This window comes from Liquorilactobacillus sucicola DSM 21376 = JCM 15457 (assembly GCF_000612445.1).
GTDB classification, from domain to species: domain Bacteria; phylum Bacillota; class Bacilli; order Lactobacillales; family Lactobacillaceae; genus Liquorilactobacillus; species Liquorilactobacillus sucicola.
Map to the genome: position 1 here is coordinate 288969 of NZ_BALC01000002.1, position 21947 is coordinate 310915.

The following is a 21947-nucleotide window of genomic DNA, read 5'->3' on the forward strand; positions in this document are numbered from 1 at the left end:
GAAAAACCATGTACGAGGGAGAGGTTACTGTGAAAAAAAATGTATTTAGGTTAACTTTGCTCAGTGTAATGGTGCTGTTGACAGCTACTGTCATGCTTTCTGGCTGTACAAACGTTAAGAAAAGAGCCAATACAGCCGATACTTGGTCAATGATAAAACAGCGCAACAAAGTTATTATCGGTTTAGACGATAGTTTTGTACCCATGGGTTTTCGTGAGAAAAACGGGCAGTTGGTTGGCTACGATATTGATTTAGCCCGTGCAGTTTTCAAAAAATACGGGATCAAGGTTGACTTTCAAACGATCGATTGGTCGATGAAAGAAACGGAATTGCGAAACGGGACAATTGACTTGATTTGGAATGGTTATACAAAATCACCAGCTCGGGCCAAGACCGTAGCTTTTAGCAATACGTATTTGAAAAATGAGCAAATCTTGGTAACTAAAAAGAAGGAACAGATCAAACAAGCTGCAGATATGCAAGGCAAAGTACTTGGCTTGCAAAGTGGGTCGTCTGGCTATCAATCATATGTGGACACGCCAAAATTGCTCAAGCAATATGTGAAGAGTTCGGTTCAATATGATACATTTAATGATGCTTTTTTGGATTTAAATGCGGGCCGTATTCAGGGTTTGCTGATCGACAGTGTTTATGCTAATTATTATATCAAGCATCAAAATGATTCTGCTAGTTATCGTGAAATGCCAATTGGTTTCCCCAAAGAGGATTTTGCGGTCGGAATGCGCAAAGGAGATAAGACGTTACGCTTGAAAATCAATAATGCCTTGCATGAATTGTACCAAGAGCAGACAATGAAAAGCATAAGTGAGAAATGGTTTGGAGTCGACAATTCAGTCGATGACAAATGACGGCGAAAAGAGTAGACTTCTTGTTGAGTGTTAATTATGAATCAAAGAAATAACTTGCGTTGATTAGCAAGAAGGTGGTGTCGCTTTGGAATTAGTAGGCTGGATAGTTCGAGTAGTTTGGTTGCTTAATATCTTCGCAGCCATTTTTACCGTTTTCAAGGAAAAAAGGGAAATTTCTGCAACTTGGGCTTGGTTGTTAGTCCTAAGTTTCCTCCCTATTATTGGTTTTATTTTGTATCTTTTCGTTGGAAAAAAGCTTTCACAAGATAAGATCTATGATATCAAAACGCAGGAACGGATGGGAATTGAGCAGTTAGTTTCGTTGCAAAAAGAGCAGTGGCGTGAAAAAGAACTCTTGCCAGCAGATGAGATAACGGATACGGCTAGAGAAATGGTCCACCTCTTTTTGGAGACAGATAATGCAATTCTGACAAAGCATAATCAAGTTGAGGTATTTGATGATGGACACGCTAAATTCAAGGCGCTTTTTGATGATATCAGGACAGCTGAAAATCACGTTCATGTCGAATACTATACGTTTTATAATGACCGTATCGGAAATGAATTGCGCAACTTACTTGAAGAAAAAGCTGCTGAAGGTGTTGAAGTTCGAGTTATCTATGACAGCTTTGGTTCACGCGGTACGACGCACAAGTTTTTTGCACGCTTAGAAGATCTTGGTGGTCGGGCGGAGCCATTTTTCGGTTCGCGCCGGTCATTTCCTAACTTTCGTTTGAACTATCGCGATCACCGTAAATTAGTGATAATTGATGGTCATATTGGTTATATTGGTGGTTTTAATGTCGGTGATCAATACTTGGGGCGTAGTCCAAAGTTTGGTTACTGGAGAGATACTCATATTAAGGTTACTGGCAATGCGGTTATCGCAATGCAGTCACGTTTTTTTATGGATTGGAATGCAACTGTCAAGGAGCAGCATATTAGTTACAAGGAAGATTACTTTCCGTTGGCTGCTGGTCAAGGGAAAACAAGTATTCAGATTGTTTCAAGCGGACCGGATAGTGAGGTTGAAAACATCAAGCTGGGGTACATAAAAATGATTAACAATGCCACAGACTATGTGTTGATTCAGACGCCATACTTGATACCCGATGATTCACTTTTAGAGGCACTCAGCATTGCGGCATTTTCGGGTATCAAGGTTAAGGTGATGATCCCATCAATGCCTGATCATGCATTTGTCTATCGAGCTACGCAGTTTTATGCAAAATCACTGCTGGATGCAGGCGTAGAAATCTATAAATACAATAAGGGCTTTCTTCATTCAAAAACCTTGGTTGTTGATGGAAAAATTGCGGCAGTCGGCTCAGCTAACATGGATTATCGCAGCTTTAAACTGAATTTCGAGGCAAATGCCTTTATGTATGATGAGGGCGTTAGCAAGCAGCTAGTGAAAATCTTTGAAAAAGACGAAAAAGAGTGCACGCGACTCACACCTGAATACTTTGAACAGCAGTCGCTTTGGCTTAAATTCAAGCAGTACTTTTCACGGCTGCTTTCCCCAATTTTATAAAATCTGTTGGAACTTTATAGAGTATAAAGTTTAAGTGATAATGAAAAATCATGAACATCGTTTGGTGATGACAACTAAAAGAAAACGGTTGTTGGAATACATTGAGCTAGAAAAATCAAGTTAATTTGGGGACTTGCGGCAAAAATTTTTTGCTGTGAGTCCTCTTTTAAGTGAAGATATAGGAGAAGATATTTTGTTTAAGAAAAAGTTTTTCGTTTACAGCTTACTTACTTTAGTTATTGCAGTGATACTTGGTATTACTGGTGCAAGTGTTTATTTATATTATTTTGCTTTTGAACCGCAAAAACCCCTGAATAGTGGAATGGCTTCTAAAAAGAAAATCAGACTGAAAAGAGATAAAAAATGGCTGGCTGAGACTAAACAACAGCTATGGACGGAAGAGTCTGCTGGCCAGAATCTAAAACTGAAAGCTGCTTATCTGCCAGCTGCACGCGCTACAGATAAAACAATCATTGTAGCCCATGGGTATCAGGAAGATCATATGCAAATGGCAAGCTATATGCGTATGTTTCACAAAATGGGATACAATGTTTTAGCACCCGATGACCGCGGGGCAGGCAAAAGTCAGGTAAGTACATCGGATTCGGCTGGCCTGATCGACTTGATTATGTTAAATGGATTAGGCAGGTTATCCGCAAAAATGGAGTTCGTTCTCAAATTGGTCTGTTCGGTGTTAGCATGGGTGGAGCCACAGTCATGATGACTAGCGGGGAGCACTTACCACAGCAAGTAAAAGCAATTGTCGAAGATAGTGGTTATTCAAGTATCGAAGATGAGCTTGCCTATGAATTAAAGCAGCGTTTCAAAATGCCTAAGCAACCGTTGATTACGACGGCAAGCTGGTTTACGGAAGCAAAAGCGGGTTTTGATTTTAAAAGAGGAAGTTCTGTTAAACAGCTGAAAAAAATCAGCTCCCCATTTTTTTCATTCATGGAGGAGCTGATAAATTTGTGCCGACTAAGATGGTGTATCAAAACTATCGCGCAACCTTAGCCCCTAAAAAAATCTGGGTAGTGCCCGAAACGAGCCATGCGATGGCCTATTATGAGTATCCTAAAACATATGAACAGCGTGTTGGAACTTTTTTTCGAAGCTGGCTCAAATAAGTTAGAAGGACTCGCAATATACAAATTCGGTGATGTTTAATCTGCTTTTCAAAGTGGTCATATCACTATCGGATAATGGTGTGATGGTATGTCCAAAATTGCAGTCGCTTAGCCAAGAATGGTTTTCTATCGGTTTTTTAACTCGAATACTTGGATCGATGAAATTGGGCTGTTTATCGTTGTACAGGACAAAGTCGCTGACTTTGTCCTGTATTTGCTTCCAGGTTACGCGGGTAAGTTCGGAAGCAGAGGATTTTTTAGTGCTGCTTTTTTCAGAAATATAGCAATAAACATTATCCATGGGGAAAAAGAACTTGAGCAGACTCGCAATTGCAGCAGGTAAGACTAATTTTTTGTCGAGTTCAGAGCAGGTCTCGTTAAAGCGATGCAGTCGTTCGGGATTCCAAGGTGAGAGTAGGACTTTGAATGGTTCATCTTTACTCGACTTAAGCTGTTTGGCAAAGTTTTTCTGAATACCATTTTCGTTTGTTGGCAGCTGAGGAGATCTTTTACCGGACATTGCGTTACTTGTAATAAAAGTCGTCAGGTTGGCGGTCGCCATTTTTTTGATCCATTTTTTTGTTCTCTTTTTGTGACCGCCATATAAGTCAAAAGCATTGGCATAACCAATGGTAGTAGATTTTTGACCAATAGTAAGCGCCAACGAACCGTATAGTGAGTCATCATTTTTGTATGCTGTTACTTTAAAGGATCCGATTTGCTGGGGAAAATTATATGGAATTATTTTTCCCATGTCTGGAATTGGTGCGATTAAACTGAAACGTTGCATTTTTTGCAGCAGCAGAAAAAGTTCTTGTGACATGTAGAGAGTAATCCCTTGTGGAAGGAAATAGAGTAAATGTAGATTGGCTTCAGAAAGATGAGTCAGTATCACTACCTGTAATTCAAATGTATTTTGTGTGGTTGCATTTTGCATTCTTTTAAGAGAAGAAGATGTAGGGTCGCATAGGATGCAAGTATCGTTGTCCTGTGCTGCCACATCCTCACCAACGAAGAATAAATTATTAATGTTTTTTACGTTTTTTGTCACTGTGTGTTCCTCATTTCATCTAATACTTTCAGAGTAAATTATAAACTAGCTGGTCGTCATTTGCATGGTTAAAAACATATCTTTTGGTGCATCTACTTATATTGTGTACAATGTGGGTAGAGATGGAGGGATTAAATATGTATTTAACAGTTACGCAAGAAGCTCGTAAAAAAATCATGTCCTATCTCGAAGGCTCAAAGGACGAACTTTTATTGGACTTTGACGATGGAGTAGGTTCGCTTTCACGTGTGGGTGTCTGCTCGCTTGACTCTGTTTTTCGGATCTTGATTATTTCTAAAGATGTTCCTGTGCATGATTATGATAAAAAAATTGATTCCGATATTGGTCCTTTTAGGATCAAAGGGTACAGTGAGATGTACATGGATGAGGAAATGAAACTGGATATCAATGAAACCAATCAAATGCTGCGACTGACAGGGGCTAATTCGGGTGAGCTAACGGCTGCGGTCCGTATCGAACGAATTGAAAAAGAAAAGGCTTGATGGGGAAAGGTGGCAGATTAAGGTTTGCTGACAAGTTATGAATGTATCTTGTCTTTGCCATAGGATTTTCTGGTTAGAGCATAATAAAGGACGAAATAAATTCAATATGCGAAGGGGTTAAGCACTTCGGGTATTGTTTTTTTCGTCCTTTTAGTTTTAATATGTGATTTTACAGAGTGTAATGAAAATTAGATACTGAACTGCGCATGCAACGGCAAAAATCAGAGATTTTCATCAGTTTTAAAATTGAGCGGTGAAAGTTCCGTTGTTTCAGTTATTAATTGCGCTGTCAGTTCGTCTACTTTGTCAAGACCAAATTGGGCATTAGCATAGCTGGCTTTTGTCAGAAAAGAACTTAGTTTGTGCTGTGGGAGAGAACTAGCCGCAAGATCACTTTGACGTACGCGCGTTTTGAAGGAGGTGCGCAGTTCTTTTTGCCACGCTTGCAGTTTGTTTTCGAACTTCTTATAGTGTGAGTCAACAAGAATTCCCAGCAGTTTGTAACGCCAGTACGCTGAATCATGGCTATAAGTATCGCTGCCCTTTTGATAGGCTGGGTGAGTATCGGTCATACCAGCATAAAAGGGGACAAAAATACTTTGCGCCGTTACCCCCATTGCAAGCCAATGTAAGCCACTGATGTCAGCCGGAAGATCGGGACGAAGCTGCAAAATATGTGATTCTTGTGTTTTAGCAAGGCTGATTGGACGAAATTTTTTTGCGCTGCTTGAGCCATTTACTAACGGATCATAAGGTGTTCCTTGAAAATGTGATCCAAGGACATACTCAAGATCGTCATTGTGCAGCAGGCGATTCGCGCGTTGGATGAAGGGAAGCTCTTCACTCATTGGATCTTGCTCTACTGCGGGTGTCAAATATTTTTGCCCATACCAAACACGCGGAGTGCTGTAGATTTCATCACTTGATTCCTGAGTGCCAAAAATTTTTCTGAAGTTAAACTCGTAATGTGAAACATTCAACTTATGTTTATCGACAAAATTGGATATTTTCGGTGCATACATAAAATTAGCCTGATCATCAAAATCAATTGTTTGAATAGCCAATTGATTCGCAACTACCGCGTATGCGTCATCGGGAATCCGTTGAGCTACCCAGTAATGTCCAGTTGCAATTTCCATATACCAAACTTCGTTTTGATCTGAAAATAAGACACCGTTTGTTTCGCTGGCTCCAAATTTTTCAACGATATTTCCCAGATAAGAAACTCCTTCGCGCGCAGAATGAATGTAAGGCAATGTTACAGTAATCATTGCCTCTTCCCCGATGCCTTTTTCGACCAGCGGATCAGCACTAAGAACACGCTCATTAGCATATGCACTTTCAGTGGCAACCGTACTCGTTGATCCCATCTTCTTCAAAGAAACCGAACTTTGAAGTCCATTCTGGTGTAGCAGTGTATTTGCCCCTGATTTTGGGAAGCTCAATCGTGAAATTGTTATCTGGTGAAACAAAGGTTTGCGGTTGTTCAAATTCTTTATGAGAATGCACAACCATATGTTTAGGCCAAGCAGCCTTGGCGTCTTCATTGCGTGCGATCAGAGTCGAGCCATCAGCTGTCGCTTTTTTGCCGACTAGAATACTTGTACATGCAGAAAAATCTTTTTGTTTGAAAGACACTGTAAAACCTCTTTCTTTTTTTGTTTTTGTTCGTTAGAATGATTTTAGCATATTGTCTTGTTAATTGACCAATAATCCCATATTTAACACATTAAGAAGCTATCTTTGAATATCAATAGATAGCATGAGGATTTTATGTTCAAATGGGAAAGATTGACTATTAAAACACATTTATGTATATAATACGAGGCTCAGAAACCAAAAAGAGGAAATGTTCTAAGTCGGTAAAATTTGAGTGTTAACTTGAAATTGCGGACATCGAAGTTCCTGCGCCATGAGTAATTCAAAGCTGAACATAGAATTACGTCTTATGCAGTATGGTTACAAGAACAAAAAAGGGGACTAGATCAAAGAATTTACTTTTGACCCAACCTCAGGTTCTGAACATATTTTCCTTTAGGGGAGTATGTATAATTTTGAAGACCTTTAGAACTATTTACATGTTTGATGAGCAAGAGAAATGGGGGATCGAATATGGAATTTAAAGTATCAGATGAGCTAAAAAGGATAGCTGTTGCGCTGTTATCAGGGCTGATCCTGGCTGTAGGCTTAAATTTTTTCTTGATACCAGGTAATATTTTTGCTTCAGGCTTTAATGGAATTGCACAGCTTTTATCTTCGATTCTTAATAAAATGTTCCAGATTAAGATTGATACTGGTTATTTTATTCTTTTGCTGAATATTCCCATTGGTATCTTGGGTTGGATAAAGGTTGGACGAAATTTCACGTATTATAGTGTGATCACGATTATTTCAACAACTTTTTTTGCTGTCATAATCCCGGTACAGCGTTTGACGCCTGACCCTTTGATGAGTGGTTTGTTTGGCGGTGTTTTGACCGGCGTTGGGATTGGAGCGTCATTGCGCTATGGGTTTTCAACTGGCGGAATGGATATTATTGCTGTTATTTTGAATAAGACAACAGGCAAATCAGTTGGCTTTGTGATGTTGGTTATCAATATGTTTATTATCTTGACGGCGGGTTTTTTCTTTGGCTGGCAAAGCGCACTTTATACGATTATTTCTAATTATGCAATGACAAGAGTGATCGACGGAATCCATACATCCCACCAAAAATTGACGGCATTTGTAGTTACGAATCGGGCACAGCATATTATCCCCGTCTTGAGCCAGTCTTTGGTCAGAGGAGTGACGATCATGCCATCCAAGGGAGGCTACTCTGGTGAAGAGAGTCAAGTCTTAATGATTGTTATTACTCGTTATGAACTCTATCGTTTTAAACAAATTATTAGTCAAGAAGATCCACTAGCTTTTGTTAATTTTGTGAATACAGCTGATATTTCAGGCAACTTTTTTGACGAAGAGCAGCAGGCAAAAATCAGTGCAGAGGCCGCACGGTCGCATAGAAATTAGGCTAGTTATTGAAGAAAAGAACAAAAAAAGCACAGATATTTGGTTATGATATTGGTTTTGAAATCTTCAAATTAATTGTTGGATTTTTAATTGCTTTATAATCATATATCTGGTTTAATATACATAGAGTAATTTAAGCCAGTGGATGTCCGAAAATAGTGCTGACTTGGGAAAAGGAGCAAGAAAATGCCGATTGTGCATATTGATCTGATTGCGGGACGCTCGCAAGAACAACTTAAACACTTAGTGGAAGATGTTACGGAAGCTGTTTCTAAAAATACAGGGGCACCAGCTGAACATGTCCACGTTATTCTGAGTGAAATGCAAAAGAATCGCTATAGTGTAGGTGGCGTTCTTAAGAGTGACGAGAAGTAGTTGTTTTCGATTTTAAGCTGGGGAATGAAACCTGGCTTTTTTTGTTATTTAAATTGTTTAGAGATGAGAGAGGATGTTTGAAGTTGGCAAATTTATCAGATTCATTTGAAATTAATCAAGCTGGGCATTTAGCAATTGGCGGGGTTGATACACTTAAACTGGCTAAAAAATACGGAACTCCTCTAATTGCGTACGATGTTTCCAAAATAAAATCCAAGATAAAACACTTCAAACAGGCTTTCATTGAGGCCAACGTCCCTTACCGTGTTGTTTATGCCAGTAAGGCCTTTTCAGCGATGGCAATGTACCAATTGGTTGCCCAAGAGGGCCTTGGCTGTGATGTGGTTTCTGGAGGAGAACTTTATACTGCATTAAAAGGTGGTATGCCACCGGAACGTATCGAGTTTCATGGCAATAATAAACTGCCCGCTGAATTGGAGATGGCTGTTGATGCCAAGATAGGTTGTATTGTGGTTGATAATTTTCAAGAGATCGAGTTTTTGGATAATATTTTGCGTGCTAAAAAATCTTCGATTGCCGTTGTTTTGCGTGTTGCGCCTGGAATTGAAGCTGAAACACACAAGTATATCTCAACAGGCCAGGAAAACTCAAAATTTGGTTTTGATGTTCACAGCGGACAGGCGGAGAAAGCACTCAAACAACTTATTGAAAATCCGCGGATGAATGTTAAGGGCGTTCATTGCCATATTGGATCACAAATTTTCTCTGCTAAGGGTTTTGTGATGGCTGTTGAAAAAATGGTTTCTTTGTTACACGAATGGTATGAGAAGTATTCTTTTGAGGCCGAGGTACTCAACTTGGGCGGTGGGTTTGGAACGCGTTATACGGAGCAGGATCAGCCATTGCCACCAGAGGTTTTTGCGGCGAAAATCATTACGGCTGTTAAAGAGAAAATCAATGCTTATGGCTTGAAGCTGCCTGCAATTTGGATCGAGCCAGGCCGTTCTTTGGCAGGTGAAGCTGCTGCTACTCTTTATACAGTTGGATCACGTAAAGATGTTGAGGGAGTCTGCCATTTTGTCGCTGTTGACGGGGGAATGGGCGATAATATTCGTCCGGCTTTATATCAGGCAAAGTACGAGGCAATGCTGGCGAATAAACCTAAGGCACTGCAGGAGCAGATAGTTACGATTGTGGGTAAGTACTGTGAATCTGGTGACATTCTTGTGCAGGATGCGTCATTGCCGATTACCCACCCAGGGGATATTCTGGCAATTCCTTCAACTGGTGCTTATGGCTATACGATGGCCAGCAACTATAATCGCAATCCGCGACCAGCAGTCGTCTTTTGTGAGAATGGAACAGATCAGTTGATTATCAGACGCGAAACCTATGATGATATGCTGAACTGCGATTTGGGGATGTAATTTGTTACTGCAATATGCAATTTTCAAAGCAAAAACAGCTTAAGTCCAGAAGACAACCAGTCTTGAACTTAAGCTGTTTTTTATAATTATAAAAATCTTAACTGGGCAAGATATTACTCAGCTAATTTTAAATAATCTGCTAGGTAATCAGCTAAACCATCTTGTGTGTTATCTTTGGCAGTAATATCATTAGCGATGCCTTTTAAATCAGCGGTACCATTGCTCATTACAACGCCCCAACCAGCATAATCGATCATCTCACGATCATTATGTTCATCTCCAAAGGCAATAATATTGCTGCGGTCGATCTTGTAGTTATCAGCAAGATACTTGATGCCCTCGGCTTTATTAACACCCTTGGGTTCAAGTTCAAGAATGGGATTAATACCGCCCCAAACACCTACCTCAACGCTTGAACCGTAAACTTGGTCCAGATGACGGATGATGGCGTCTTTTTTCTGGTCATCGACCAGCATCGTTAGTGAAGTCGGGTCTGTTTTCAGATTCTGTTGATTTAGGATCTGACTTGAGTTGAGCGGTACAGGAAAGAAATCATCAACAAGTGCATGCGGATTATTGGCCAACATCATCGATTTTTTTTCAGCTGCCATCAGTTTGATTCCAAAAGTCTTCATGTTTTTCAGCAAATCGAACGCAATTTCGCGTGAAAATGTTTTTTGATATTCTTTGTCCCAAGTTTGGTGTGGGATATGACCAAGACCACCATTGAAATTAATCATAGGAGTTTTGATATTCAGGTCATCATAGATGTGCTTGGAGATACGATAGGGACGCCCAGTGACAATCGAAACAATATGTCCTGCTTGACTTGCTTTACGCAAGATCCTTTTTGTTTTTTCACTGATTACTGATTGTTCATTCAATGTGGTTCCATCTAGATCCAATGCTATTAATTTCTGTTGCACATTAGTTCACCTCATAAACAAGATTCATAGGGTTTAAGATACCATAAAAACAACTTATTTACTAGAGTTTGGCTTCACTGTCGTTGTATAATGTTACCATACTATTATGGGGGCGACAGCATGATTACAATTACTACGAAAAAAATAGGGGAAATTCCTGTACTTGAGCTTGTAGAGTCTGATAAGGCAGAGAATGTGTTGCCGCTAGTCTTTTTTTATCATGGTTGGACAGGATGCAAGGAAAAAGTATTGACACAAGGTTATGAAATAGCTAGGCGAGGCTTCAGAGTAGTCTTGCCGGATGCACTTTATCATGGAGATCGTTTAGTCGCAGGCAAAGCTTCAGAACATAAACTCGAATTCTGGAAAATAATTGCTAATTCTATTAAGGAATTTCCGCAATTGCTTGCATATTATCATGAAACAATCGGCATTGAGGACGAAAAGATTGGTGTTAGTGGGCTTTCGATGGGAGGAATTACAACTTGTGCACTGCTGCGTGCTTATCCGCAGATTACGGCAGCCGTCTGCTTGATGGGCTCTCCGGCTCCATGTTCCTTTGCGCATGGATTATTGCATGCAATACCTGGTATTGAAGATATCGATCCTGCTTATGTCGAAAAGCAGATCAAAGATTTGGAAGTGATCGATCTTTCGTTAAACCCACAAAAAATTGCTTCGCGTCCGGTTCATTTCTGGCACGGGACGGATGATGCAACTGTACCATACGCACCAACTAAGAAGTTTTTCGAGCAGATCAAAAATCACTCATACGCTGAAAATGTGACATTTACTACTACCAAAGGCGGAACACATAAGGTATCATATGAAACAACAGTTGAAATGGCAGATAAATTTGCTGAATATCTGGCATAGTTTCTAAGAGACTTATTCAGGAGGATTTCCGATGGAAGAGCAAAGAGATCAAGAAACGATCAAAAACGAAATACTTGAAAAATTAGAAGATGTGATCGATCCGGAATTGGGGGTCGATATTGTTAACTTAGGGCTCGTTTATGAAATAAATTTAAATGAGGCTGGATTATGTGAGATCAAGATGACCTTGACTACAATGGGCTGTCCCTTGACAGATGTTCTGGCTGATATGGTAGACCGCGCACTTGTTTCTGTTCCAGAGATAGAAAAAGTAGATGTCAAATTTGTCTGGGAACCTGCTTGGTCAATTGACAAGATGACAAGATATGCCAAGATGGCGCTCGGCATTCACTAGATTGACCAGTTAGGGGACGAATACTGTGGTAAAGAAAAACTTATGGCTGGTACTCTCCGCAGCGTTACTGGCTTTTCTCAGTGTGATGCTTTTTTTTAAGATCCAAGAGCGAAATCTAACGATCAAACTCAATAATCATAATCTTTCCGAGGATGCGTATGCAATCACGTTAAAAGATAGGATGACAATTGAACAGCTTGATAACAAATTACAAAATTCATCTAAGACAGATGATATTCAGGTACACTATCAGGATAAGAAACGTAAAAATATCACATATTTTTATGGAATAGGTAACTTTTCAGTTCCGCCGTTGGTGAAAGGCAATTTTTTTGCCGCAGCTGACTTTCAATCTCAAGTAGATGTTGCCGTTGTCGGGCAAAGTTTTGAAAAAAAATTGTATACACCTAAGGACCAGAGTTACTTAAAAATTGATAACAGATATATTCCGGTTCTTGGAGTGATGGGGAATCATCGTGGCTCGGACCTCGATAAACAGATTTTTATCTCACTGAATGAGAAGCAGCGTTCCAGTATGCTGGCCAATGATTTCAGAATTGTGATCGATGGCAAGCGGTCTTTGAATAAAAAAACGCTCAAGAATCTTTTGAATGCTTCAGACATCCGTTATATCAATCATAAGCATTTTTTGATTCAACAAGACTCATGGGCTGTGGCTCATTGGGAGGAATTGTTGGGACTTGCCTTAGTGGCACTAGCCTTTTTCAGCGGTGTTTTTATATGCTTGCTGCCTGTGCGCAAACATTATCTGGAAGCCGTTTTTTTGAAGAAGGATGTTAAGAAGTTTATATTTGATGAATGGCAGTCTTTTGCTTTGTTCAATGCACTAGGAATTGTTTTTGGAATTATAGCTGGGCTGCTGGTTTTTGATATTACGACGTATGTTATCATTTTTGTTTTTAACATCGTAGTATATCTCTTAATCAATTGCTTATATGTTGCAATGTTAAAGAAACAAACGGAAAAGTTAGGTAAAGGGGACTAATTAGATGGATTTACCAGAAGGTTTTGTTTCTAAATATCAAAAGATATTAGGGGACGAGGCGCCAGCTTTCTTTGCAAGTTTAGCTGGAGAAGTTAACAAGGGTTTTAGATTAAATACATTGAAAGAAAATCCGCGTGCAGTTGCACTTGATTTGGCACATCCAATCGCGTATGTTCCCACGGGATATTATGGTGCAGTTTCTGGCCGTTCATTGGAACATCAGGCTGGGTACGTCTATAGCCAAGAACCAAGTGCAATGTATGTGGGAGAAGCAGCAGAAATAGCTCCGGGCGAACGAGTGCTTGATTTATGTGCAGCCCCAGGCGGGAAGGCGACTCAAGTTGCGGCTAAACTTGCAGGCCAGGGGCTTTTGGTTGCAAATGAAATAGATCGTAAACGAGCAGCTATTTTGTCTGAAAACATTGAGCGTGTAGGTGCTTCAAATGTTGTTGTTTTGAATGAGGACCCGCATACGTTGGCTGAAAAATTACCGGGTTTTTTCGACAAGATTTTAGTTGATGCTCCTTGCTCTGGGGAAGGAATGTTCCGCAAAAACCCGCAAGCGGTTGAATATTGGCACCCGGATTATCCAGCTGAGTGTGCGCAGCGACAACGCAAAATCCTTGCAGATGCTGTCAAAATGCTGCGTCACGGGGGACAGCTGATTTATTCAACGTGCACTTTTGCACCTGAAGAAGATGAGCAGATTATCGCGTGGTTGCTGCAGCAGTACGAATGTTTTTCTGTTGTACCTTTAAAAAAATGGCGTGGAATGGATTCTGGTATGCCACAACTGGCAGATAATAATCAGCAGCTGTCAGGCACCGTTCGGTTATTTCCGCATCATTTCAAGGGGGAAGGGCATTTCATTGCGAAACTCCAAGATCAGCGCCCACGAGAACAAAGAAAACCCAAACGAAAGAAAAAGATTAAGCAGCATGTTTTTAGAAAACCGACAAGCAGCGAACGCGTATTATGGGCGTCTTTCGCACACGATGTGCTCACTGGCGATGATGTGATTCCTGTGTCTGCGTTGAGATGTTGGGGGGAACGCTTGTATTGGAGTCCTGATGATAGTCCAGACTTGGACGATATGCGCTTCGTTCGACCTGGCTTGGAACTGGGAATTTTTAAGAAAAAAAGATTTGAACCAAGTTACGCCTTAGCCTTGTATTTAAAAACACAGCAAGCAGCGCGTGTGCTGTACTTTGATCACGAGCAATGGGAAAGCTATGTTCAAGGCAATACGATTGCTTATAGCAAAGCAGATCTTGTGAATGGCTGGTACTTGTTGTGTTGTGAGAACAAGGGATTCAGTTTTGGAAAATTGGTAAATGGCACAGTTAAGAATTTCTTTCCTAAGGGACTCCGACTTCATCCGGTTTTAAGGAAATAAAGCATATTAAAATGTAGTAATACAGGCTACAAAATATTCATTGAGTTAGTTGATAAATTTTGAGTATGGTAAAAGAGTTGCAATAGTGATGCGGAAACTAGGCAAAGAACTTTAAACCATGCAACACGTTTATACGGAATAGGGGGCTGTGCCAAATTTAACTTTTGGCACAGCCCCCTATTCCTCATTTTAACCTAGCTTCTTCGATTTATTTCATATAAAAGTATTTTCTAAGTCAAAAATTTCCGTCCACGGCAGTCACATTTCCTTCTCTTTTTGCTGATCTTGTAGTTGTTTTTGAAAAGCATATAGCTCAGGTCCTAGAGTAAAAGCAGCGTGCCTTAGTTCAGCAATAGTATGACAACCAAGCAAAACCATCAGCGCTTGCACCTGGTGTTTCAACTGCTCAATCAGGTCGATCAGACCAGCGCTGTTTTTTTTGAGCACTGTGTGTAAGAATAAACCTGAAATACCGACGTTGTCTGCCCCAAGGACAAGACATTTGATAATATCCAATGCGTCTCTTATTCCGCCAGAAGCTGTAAAGGAGAACTTTCCTTGAAAAGGCCGGCTAGCTATCAGCGTTTCTGCAGTTGTGAGACCGAAGTTATCAAGCAGCGAAAAATCTTTAGCATGTCTTCGTTGATTTTCAATTTTAGCAAAGTTAGTCCCGCCACGGCCAGAAAGATCGACATACTTGATTCCTAAATGTTCAAGCTGATGTAGTGAACGCGGACTGATGCCGAACCCGACTTCCTTAACGAGGATGGGGACATTCATTTTAGAAGTAATTTCCTTTAAATTCTTACGCCATTTAAGGTTGCGATCGCCCTCAGGCATAACAATCTCTTGCGCAGCATTAAGATGAATTTCAAGGATATCAGCTTTGAGCAGTGCAACCGCTCGTTTAGCATCTTTAAAATCGTGATCGGCACCTAAATTTCCTAAGACGATTCCGTTAGGAATTGTCTGTCTGACAATACTGAAACTGGATTCTACTTCTGGAAGTTTTAGACCGATACTCTCTGAACCAGTAGCCATCGGGATACCTGTTGCAGCAGCGGCAATTGCTAATTTTTCATTTAACTTGGCTGTTGCCGGACTACCACCGGACATAGCATTGATAAAAAAAGGAGCCGGAATTCTTATTCCAGCTAATGTAGTAGTCATGTCAACTTCGTTCCACGCAATTTCAGGAAGGTTATTCGGAAAAAGCTTGATTTGTTCCAATCCGTTCCGACTTTGCGCTTCATAAAGTTTTTCAGCAATAAAAACGTGCTCATCTTTTCGGTGCGAATGTGGATTCATCGGCTCATCCTTCCTTTCGATTTATTAGTCATTAACGCGGTGTACATGAAGATCAAGTGGTTCGATCCCAATTTTTTTCCAACCGTCTAAAAGTTGTTGGATATTTACAGAATTGTCGATCAAGACGATCCCGCAGTCCCCACCACCAGCACCAGAAGTCTTAGATGCACCATTTAGTTTTTCCGCAGTTTCACACAACAAACGCAAAAGGGGGGTCTCAATCTGAACATCGCTTAGTTCACCTAACGACTGCAATAATTTTCGATTATAACGGATTTCTTTTTTTATTACTTCAAAACTCTTTGTTTGAAAGCCCTTGATCATACGTTTCAAACACTCGCGGCTTTCACTTAGAAATTTTTGATAGCTTTTGATGCGTTCAGCTTTTTTAAGCCCAACAGCATCCACTAAGTGAGATGTTGACGCGGGGGACCCAGTCCAGCCGATCACCAAAGAAAGTTCTTTAGGTGGTGTCAATAATTCAACTTTCAATTGCGGCCACTTTAACTCGATCAGCTCTGTCAGAGAATATTGATGACGCGCCTTTTTTAACCAAGTGCGATCAAAAGAGTTATATGCGATCCATCCACCGTACACACTCGCTGCAATATCGCCCAGAGAGCCGTTTCCTTGAATATCTAGGTGAGCGATTGCGGAGAGTTTAAAAAGGCGACTTTTGGTCATTGGAAGCCCATAGAACCGGCACAAAGCCTTGACTGTTGCAACTGTGACCGCTGCAGAACTGCCCAAACCGTATTTTTTCCCATCAGGACTGTCCAAATCGCTGTCAATTCTTAAGTGGTAGCACTTCATCTTTTTGCCTATTTCCTGTGCGTAAGCCTCAGTCAGCTTAATGGCAGAGAGAATATAGTGGAATGGATTGTCACGGTTGTCAAAAACCATATGATTACCTTCACGTTTCCATAAAAGCGAGTTTTCTTGGTATTGCTGCGAATAGATTGATCCGTAGTCATTGCTCTCTTTGACCGTGACTGTTACAAACTGATTAAGTGCCACAAGGATTGCTGGGAAGCCAGTTTCAACAACTGCGTACTCACCTGCAATATAAAGTTTTCCTGGTGCTTTGACCGTAATCAAAAAATCATGCCCCTTCAACGAATTAAGTATAAGTTTATTTTTTATTAATCAAGTGCACACCCGGACCCGGGCGTGCAACTAGCAACTGTTCCTTATCAAATCTAGCTGCAAGTCTATCTAAGATTCGAGTACTGTCTTCAACAGAACATAATATTTTTACGTTCGGACCTGCGTCCAATGTATAATAACAACAAATACCCTCCGAACGCAACAATTCTACTAGGTGCATTACCGCGATGCTTGCAGGTTCAAAATAGCTGAAGTGCGGGTGAGCACTCATGTTAAGGGCGTGCATCTTCATTGCATTTTCTTCAGCAATTGTTCCCACCTTTTTCAGATCTCGTTTTTTTATAGCCTCTTTTATAGCTGCAAGGTCTCGTTCAGTGCTTTTCATCCAAGCAGTGTAGAAAGGCGAGGTTTCAACGACACGTTGCATTCCTAGGCGGCTAGAGATTTTCTTCCTTGCTTTATCAATTACGACGGCGATCATACAAATGTTCCAGTTCGTATTTTCCTCGATTGGCGATGCAAACGAACTTTGATCGTCATGTCCACGTTGCCATTCAACGAAACCGCCATATATTGAGCGGCAAGCCGAACCAGAACCTCGCCGTGCAAGACGGGAAAGGTCTCTACGTGATAACTGTAAACCGGCTGCTTGGCTGGCGGCCATTGCTAAAGCAGCGTATGCTGAAGCTGATGAAGCCAAACCAGCCATCGTTGGAACATGATTGGTAGAGCTGATGTGCGCAAACACCTTCAAACCAGCTTGCCTGCGCACAATGTTCATAAATTGCGTGACTTTTGAAACGTTTTGTTTTTCTTCGTTTAAGTAAAAAACATCTTGTTTTAAAGCCTGATCGAAGTATACTTCGGTATCAGTGTAAAAGTGATCCAGTGTCAATGACAAACTGCTGTTCATCGGAAGGATCAATTCTTGGTCTTTTTTGCCCCAATATTTGATCAATGCAATATTAGTATGGGCGCGGGCCGTGAATGCTTTTGAAAGCATTAGCTTTTTCCTCCTCAGAAGCGTTTCCTAATGGTTGAATCCATGTTTCGGTAACACCCTTTATTCTTAATTGTTGTGCAAGTCTTTCAGCTTCTTCTTGATCTTTCATTAAGGAAATAAAGCATCCTCCGCGACCACCGCCAGTCAACTTGCTGCCTAATGCCCCGAGTGAAAGGCTGGTTTCAATAAGCGTGTCAAGCTGTTTGTTGCTGACGCCAAGGGCAGCAAGCTGTTCTTGGGCAGTATTAAAAGTTTCTCCTAAACCAGTTGGATCATCGTGAGCAATTTGCTCACGCGCAGCAAATGCTAGCTTTCCTAGTTTATTAAGTAATGTCTGAGTTGCATGCTGATCAAGTTCGAGCCGCTTTTTTACACTTGCAACTGCTTCTCCAGTACGACCCTTTATGCCACTGTCACAAATCAGAAGAGATGCATTTATATTGATTGGTAATGTATAAAGCTCTTTGTTTTTAACCATCCAGATCGGGTGCGAACTAGCAGAAGTGGCAGCATCCAGTCCACTTGGATTACCATGAATGATTTTTTCAGCTATATTAGCAAGCCGTAGAAGTTTAGCCGGACTGAGATGCAATTCAAAGTAGTCGTAAAGAGCCCTAATGACGGCAACAGCTGTTGCAGCTGAAGAACCCATTCCTCTTTCAGCCGGAAGATCACTCTTAATTGTCATGTTAAACGAACTGGCTGTCAGCGAGTGTTCATCCAAGATATGTTCAATCAGATGTTTCATCCCAGCTAAGGACGTAGGGGCATGCAGAAGCTCACCATCAAAGTAACGGCTATGCAATATTTGTTTGCCATTATTTGTTTCTTCTATATGTACTCTAGTCTTTACTTTAGATAGGGGCAGTGCAATCGCTGGTTGACCGTAAACGACTGCGTGCTCCCCAATCAGGATGATCTTGGCATGGCTGACTCCGTTTCCGGAACGCATAACTTTCACCAAATCAAAGCTTCCTTTCTACCTTGTATAGTTATCACCACTAACATCATACTACAAAGATCTTTAAATTATTCTAAATATAGTCTGATTTACAAACAAATAAGATTATACATATTTATCAACATTCTGACAATATAACAATCCTTAAAAACTTTAAATATTGAATAAGATTATAAGCGATAATCTAATCCAGTGCGGCTTGATTAATAGATTTTAATTTAGACCGCTTAAACGAGTGGATATGTGCTAAAATGGCGAGTAGATTATGCTAAGAAAGTCGGTGGAACAATGAGCTTGGCAACCACGTATGCAGTTGTCGATATTGAAACAACTGGTACTAGTATAGATGGCACGAATCGAATGATTCAGTTCAGCTGTGTCTTTGTTAAAAACGGGCAAATAATTAATCACTTCAACACGATGGTTAATCCTTTGATGCCAATTCCAAAAGAAGTGCAGCATTTAACCGGAATCACGAACAAAGATGTAAAAAAGGCTCCCTTGTTTGAGGATGTGGCTGGAACGATCTTTGCTTTGCTGCAAGGAACGACGTTTGTAGCACATAATATAAATTTTGATTACCGTTTTCTAAATGCAGAATTGGAACGTGTAGGCTATCCACCGTGCGAATTGCAAGGAATAGACACAGTCCAGTTGAGCCAGATACTCCTGCCGACTTTACCGAGTTTTAAGTTGAGTTATTTGAGTGAGTATCTTAACTTAAGTCATTTGCACCCGCATCACGCAGACAGCGATGCAGATGCAACTGCCCAATTACTTATTTTTTTGTTGAAAAGGATTAACAATCTGCCGCTTCGTTGTCTTGAATTGATTGCGTCTTTTCAGAATAGTTTGTTAATGCAGACAAGGTTGTGCTTTAAGGAGTCATTGACAAAGCGGAGGCATATGCCTAATACCTTGCCGGCACATCTTCAAGAAATCGGCGGTATCGTTTTGCGTCGGTTTGAACTAACTGCAAGAGCGCAACAAGAGGGCAGATACCCTAGGGATGAAGCAGCTAAAAAACAACTGTTTGCTAATGTACTTGAATGGCGTCCGGCGCAAATAGAAATGATGGATTATGTTCACAGTTTGTTTCAAGAAAAAGATAAGTCACGTCTAGTTCTTGAAGCACCAACTGGTTTGGGCAAAACATTGGGTTATCTGATCCCTGCTGCCTACACAGCAAATGCTGGTGGAACAGTTGTTATCAGTACGGCTACGACAGTTTTACAGACCCAAATGCAGGAACAGGTTTTGCCGCTCTTACAGCAGATTTTGCCCTTCGAAATAACCGCAGCAGTTCTAAAGGGAAGTCAACATTATATTGATTTGGAGAAATTCAGCTGGTCTTTGCATCAACCGCAAGGTAAACAAACGCGTTTATTGCAATTGCGCCTGCTAGTGTGGCTGACGATTACCAAAACTGGTGATCTTTCTGACTGCATCTGACAAAGTATCAGAATCCGTTATTTGATGAAATAAGGCACCACGGGCTTGAGAGCCTCGAACCCGGCAGTGTGTTTCATGATTATGATTTTGTTCGGCGACAGCGTACTTATCAAGCCAATGCAGATCTCCTGATCACGAATCATTCATATTTGTTGAACCATGTTGAAATATTAAGTGGCTCGCGCAATAACTTGATTATCGATGAAGCTCAGCATCTCTCAAGCAGGGCTCTCGCAACCAATCGTGCTGAAATTGATTTTGACGAGTTGAAAATACTTTGTGATTCACTTCTGGTTAAAATTGCATCACGGATTTCATTCGCATTTGCTCAACTGGAGGAACAGCAGTTTTTGACAAATGCAGAAAATCGTGAGATAGCGGGTAATATCCGCCTTATTGATCAGCGAATCCCTGAACTCAGGAATAAACTGATCCAGCGGTTTGTCCCTAAAAACAGCATAAAGCAGGAGTTCTTTGAAAGCATTGTGCCCGTAAAAAGACTCAGGGGGTTCATTAAAGAAAATTATGGCAGTATCAGCTACGTTACAAAGGCCTTTGCAAACATCGACCAAGAGTATCAAAAGCTGCTGCAACGCTTTGAGCAATTCAAAAGTGCAGACCGCTTAGACAAAAAAGCAATCCTTTTTTTGAATGAGTTCTTTGAACTTTTACGTAAACTAGTTGCTTGTCGGCAACGCTGGTTGCGTCTGAGATTGGATGATCTTGAAAAGCAGGAAGATGAGACTGTCGTTTGGCTTTCACTTCCGTTAGATCATCCTAATGCACACTTGAGGCTTCAATTCGGTTTACTGCGAGTAACTAATTTTTTGCGACCTTATATCTACGAACATTTTCAACACGTTCTTTTTGTAGGGGCAAGTCTGCTTCTGCCGGATGATACGGAATACACGCTTGATCAGCTTGATCTGCCGCATGATACTAAAGTCGTGCAATTACCAGGTGCATTTGATTACCATGAGCAGTCATTAGCATTGATAGCAGCCGACGCACCAGATGTTACATACGATTTGAATGAGTATGTTGCTTACTTGGCAGAGACATTGAAGAATATTGTACTAAACAGTAATCGTCAGACGTTAATACTGTTTAATTCTCTAGCAATGATTGAAAAGATTTACCAGCTTCTGAGCGATGCTGGTGTAACATTACAACGTGAAATTTTAGCACAGGGGATAACGGGCAGTAATGCCAAGATTATGAAGCACTTTAGGCTATCTAAGGACGCTGTCTTGCTGGGAGCAGGAACCTTTTGGGAAGGTGTCGATCTTCCTAAGGATCGGCTGGAACTACTGGTGATTACACGTCTGCCATTTCAAGCTCCGAATACCTTGATCAACCGTGTTAAGTATCACAAATTATCTCTTGAAGGGCAGGATCCGTTTCAAAATATAGCCCTGCCTGAAGCAATGATGCGGCTGAAACAAGGCCTAGGACGTCTTATTCGAACTCCAACGGATCGCGGAGTAGTGATTCTATTGGATAGTCGAGTTGTTACAAAAACATACGGTGAGCAGATGAAGAAAGTGTTTCCGACAACTATGCCGCTCAAAATAATTAAATCTGACGAAATCAGGAAACAATTGTTGAATTTTTGGGAAAAAAGATGACCGTGACTTCAAAAAAATTTTGATTATTGCTATAATAAAGCGGACATATAGTTTCCTTGCAATAGTCATA

General features: G+C 40.7%; 17 protein-coding genes and 3 pseudogenes. 13 read left to right on the top strand and 7 right to left on the bottom strand.

Going from position 1 to position 21947, the window contains the following annotated elements; genetic code table 11:
• Positions 1-29: 29 nt before the first annotated feature.
• The 3 genes and pseudogenes from JCM15457_RS04630 (at position 30) to JCM15457_RS04640 (ending at position 3530) form a co-directional block, all read left to right on the top strand.
• Positions 30-869 carry an amino acid ABC transporter substrate-binding protein gene (locus JCM15457_RS04630; protein WP_034988120.1) on the top strand — a complete coding sequence of 280 codons (840 nt, stop codon included), beginning with the start codon at positions 30-32 and terminating at the stop codon, positions 867-869.
• 85 nt (positions 870-954) lie between these two features.
• Positions 955-2403: a cardiolipin synthase gene (gene cls, locus JCM15457_RS04635; protein WP_034988123.1), complete on the top strand. Its 1449-nt coding sequence runs from the start codon at positions 955-957 to the stop codon at positions 2401-2403.
• A gap of 193 nt (positions 2404-2596) precedes the next feature.
• Positions 2597-3530 (top strand): annotated as a pseudogene (locus JCM15457_RS04640) (alpha/beta hydrolase).
• 1 nt (position 3531) lies between these two features.
• Here JCM15457_RS04640 and JCM15457_RS11640 read toward each other — a convergent pair.
• Positions 3532-4581 (bottom strand): MBL fold metallo-hydrolase, encoded by a 1050-nt coding sequence (locus tag JCM15457_RS11640; RefSeq protein ID WP_051993286.1) that lies wholly within the window; start codon positions 4579-4581, stop codon positions 3532-3534.
• A 137-nt stretch (positions 4582-4718) separates the two neighbouring features.
• On the opposite strand from JCM15457_RS11640, the gene JCM15457_RS04650 reads away from it, so the two are divergent.
• Complete coding sequence (locus tag JCM15457_RS04650; protein ID WP_034988125.1) at positions 4719-5084, top strand: iron-sulfur cluster biosynthesis family protein; 366 nt, start codon at positions 4719-4721, stop codon at positions 5082-5084.
• Between the two features lie 221 nt (positions 5085-5305).
• Here JCM15457_RS04650 and JCM15457_RS04655 read toward each other — a convergent pair.
• A pseudogene (locus JCM15457_RS04655) lies at positions 5306-6722 on the bottom strand (C69 family dipeptidase).
• A gap of 474 nt (positions 6723-7196) precedes the next feature.
• Between JCM15457_RS04655 and JCM15457_RS04660 the strand changes: the two are divergent.
• The 3 genes and pseudogenes from JCM15457_RS04660 to lysA all read left to right on the top strand — a co-directional run bounded on the left by JCM15457_RS04660 (position 7197) and on the right by lysA (position 9859).
• Positions 7197-8096 carry a YitT family protein gene (locus JCM15457_RS04660; RefSeq protein ID WP_034988127.1) on the top strand — a complete coding sequence of 300 codons (900 nt, stop codon included), beginning with the start codon at positions 7197-7199 and terminating at the stop codon, positions 8094-8096.
• Positions 8097-8279: 183 nt separating this feature from the next.
• Positions 8280-8471 (top strand): annotated as a pseudogene (thmT, locus tag JCM15457_RS04665) (2-hydroxymuconate tautomerase); the annotation flags it as partial.
• A gap of 83 nt (positions 8472-8554) precedes the next feature.
• Entirely contained in the window at positions 8555-9859 is a 1305-nt protein-coding gene (lysA, locus tag JCM15457_RS04670; RefSeq protein WP_034988131.1) for a diaminopimelate decarboxylase, read from the top strand.
• A gap of 113 nt (positions 9860-9972) precedes the next feature.
• Here the strand turns inward: lysA and JCM15457_RS04675 are convergent, their stop codons facing one another.
• Positions 9973-10785: a Cof-type HAD-IIB family hydrolase gene (locus tag JCM15457_RS04675; protein WP_034988133.1), complete on the bottom strand. Its 813-nt coding sequence runs from the start codon at positions 10783-10785 to the stop codon at positions 9973-9975.
• A gap of 120 nt (positions 10786-10905) precedes the next feature.
• Here JCM15457_RS04675 and JCM15457_RS04680 point away from each other — a divergent pair, with 120 nt between their 5' ends.
• The 4 genes from JCM15457_RS04680 to JCM15457_RS04695 are packed head-to-tail and all read left to right on the top strand — an operon-like array spanning position 10906 to position 14418.
• A complete protein-coding gene (locus JCM15457_RS04680) occupies positions 10906-11661 on the top strand; it encodes an alpha/beta fold hydrolase (protein WP_034988136.1) in 756 nt (251 codons plus the stop codon).
• Positions 11662-11692: 31 nt separating this feature from the next.
• A complete protein-coding gene (locus JCM15457_RS04685) occupies positions 11693-12016 on the top strand; it encodes a metal-sulfur cluster assembly factor (RefSeq protein ID WP_034988139.1) in 324 nt (107 codons plus the stop codon).
• 25 nt (positions 12017-12041) lie between these two features.
• A complete protein-coding gene (locus tag JCM15457_RS04690) occupies positions 12042-13022 on the top strand; it encodes an ABC transporter permease (protein ID WP_034988141.1) in 981 nt (326 codons plus the stop codon).
• Positions 13023-13026: 4 nt separating this feature from the next.
• Complete coding sequence (locus tag JCM15457_RS04695; RefSeq protein ID WP_034988145.1) at positions 13027-14418, top strand: RsmB/NOP family class I SAM-dependent RNA methyltransferase; 1392 nt, start codon at positions 13027-13029, stop codon at positions 14416-14418.
• Positions 14419-14676: 258 nt separating this feature from the next.
• On the opposite strand, the gene fni is transcribed toward JCM15457_RS04695, so the two are convergent.
• From fni to mvk, 4 genes are read right to left on the bottom strand one after another with little or no spacing between them, the layout of a single operon-like run.
• Positions 14677-15726 (bottom strand): type 2 isopentenyl-diphosphate Delta-isomerase, encoded by a 1050-nt coding sequence (fni, locus tag JCM15457_RS04700; protein WP_034988147.1) that lies wholly within the window; start codon positions 15724-15726, stop codon positions 14677-14679.
• A 24-nt stretch (positions 15727-15750) separates the two neighbouring features.
• Complete coding sequence (locus JCM15457_RS04705) at positions 15751-16824, bottom strand: phosphomevalonate kinase (RefSeq protein WP_034988150.1); 1074 nt, start codon at positions 16822-16824, stop codon at positions 15751-15753.
• 34 nt (positions 16825-16858) lie between these two features.
• On the bottom strand, positions 16859-17836 hold the full coding sequence (mvaD, locus tag JCM15457_RS04710) for a diphosphomevalonate decarboxylase (RefSeq protein WP_034988151.1): 978 nt from the start codon (positions 17834-17836) through the stop codon (positions 16859-16861).
• Positions 17799-18797: a mevalonate kinase gene (gene mvk / locus JCM15457_RS04715; protein ID WP_420836011.1), complete on the bottom strand. Its 999-nt coding sequence runs from the start codon at positions 18795-18797 to the stop codon at positions 17799-17801. The genes mvaD and mvk overlap by 38 nt, the downstream gene beginning before the upstream one ends.
• Before the next feature lie 243 nt (positions 18798-19040).
• On the opposite strand from mvk, the gene JCM15457_RS12350 reads away from it, so the two are divergent.
• The gene (locus JCM15457_RS12350) at positions 19041-20249 is read left to right on the top strand and encodes an exonuclease domain-containing protein (protein WP_235725567.1); all 1209 of its coding nucleotides are present in this window, start codon (positions 19041-19043) and stop codon (positions 20247-20249) included.
• 68 nt (positions 20250-20317) lie between these two features.
• Positions 20318-21877 (top strand): ATP-dependent DNA helicase, encoded by a 1560-nt coding sequence (locus tag JCM15457_RS12355; RefSeq protein WP_235725569.1) that lies wholly within the window; start codon positions 20318-20320, stop codon positions 21875-21877.
• The last annotated feature ends 70 nt before the right edge of the window (positions 21878-21947 follow it).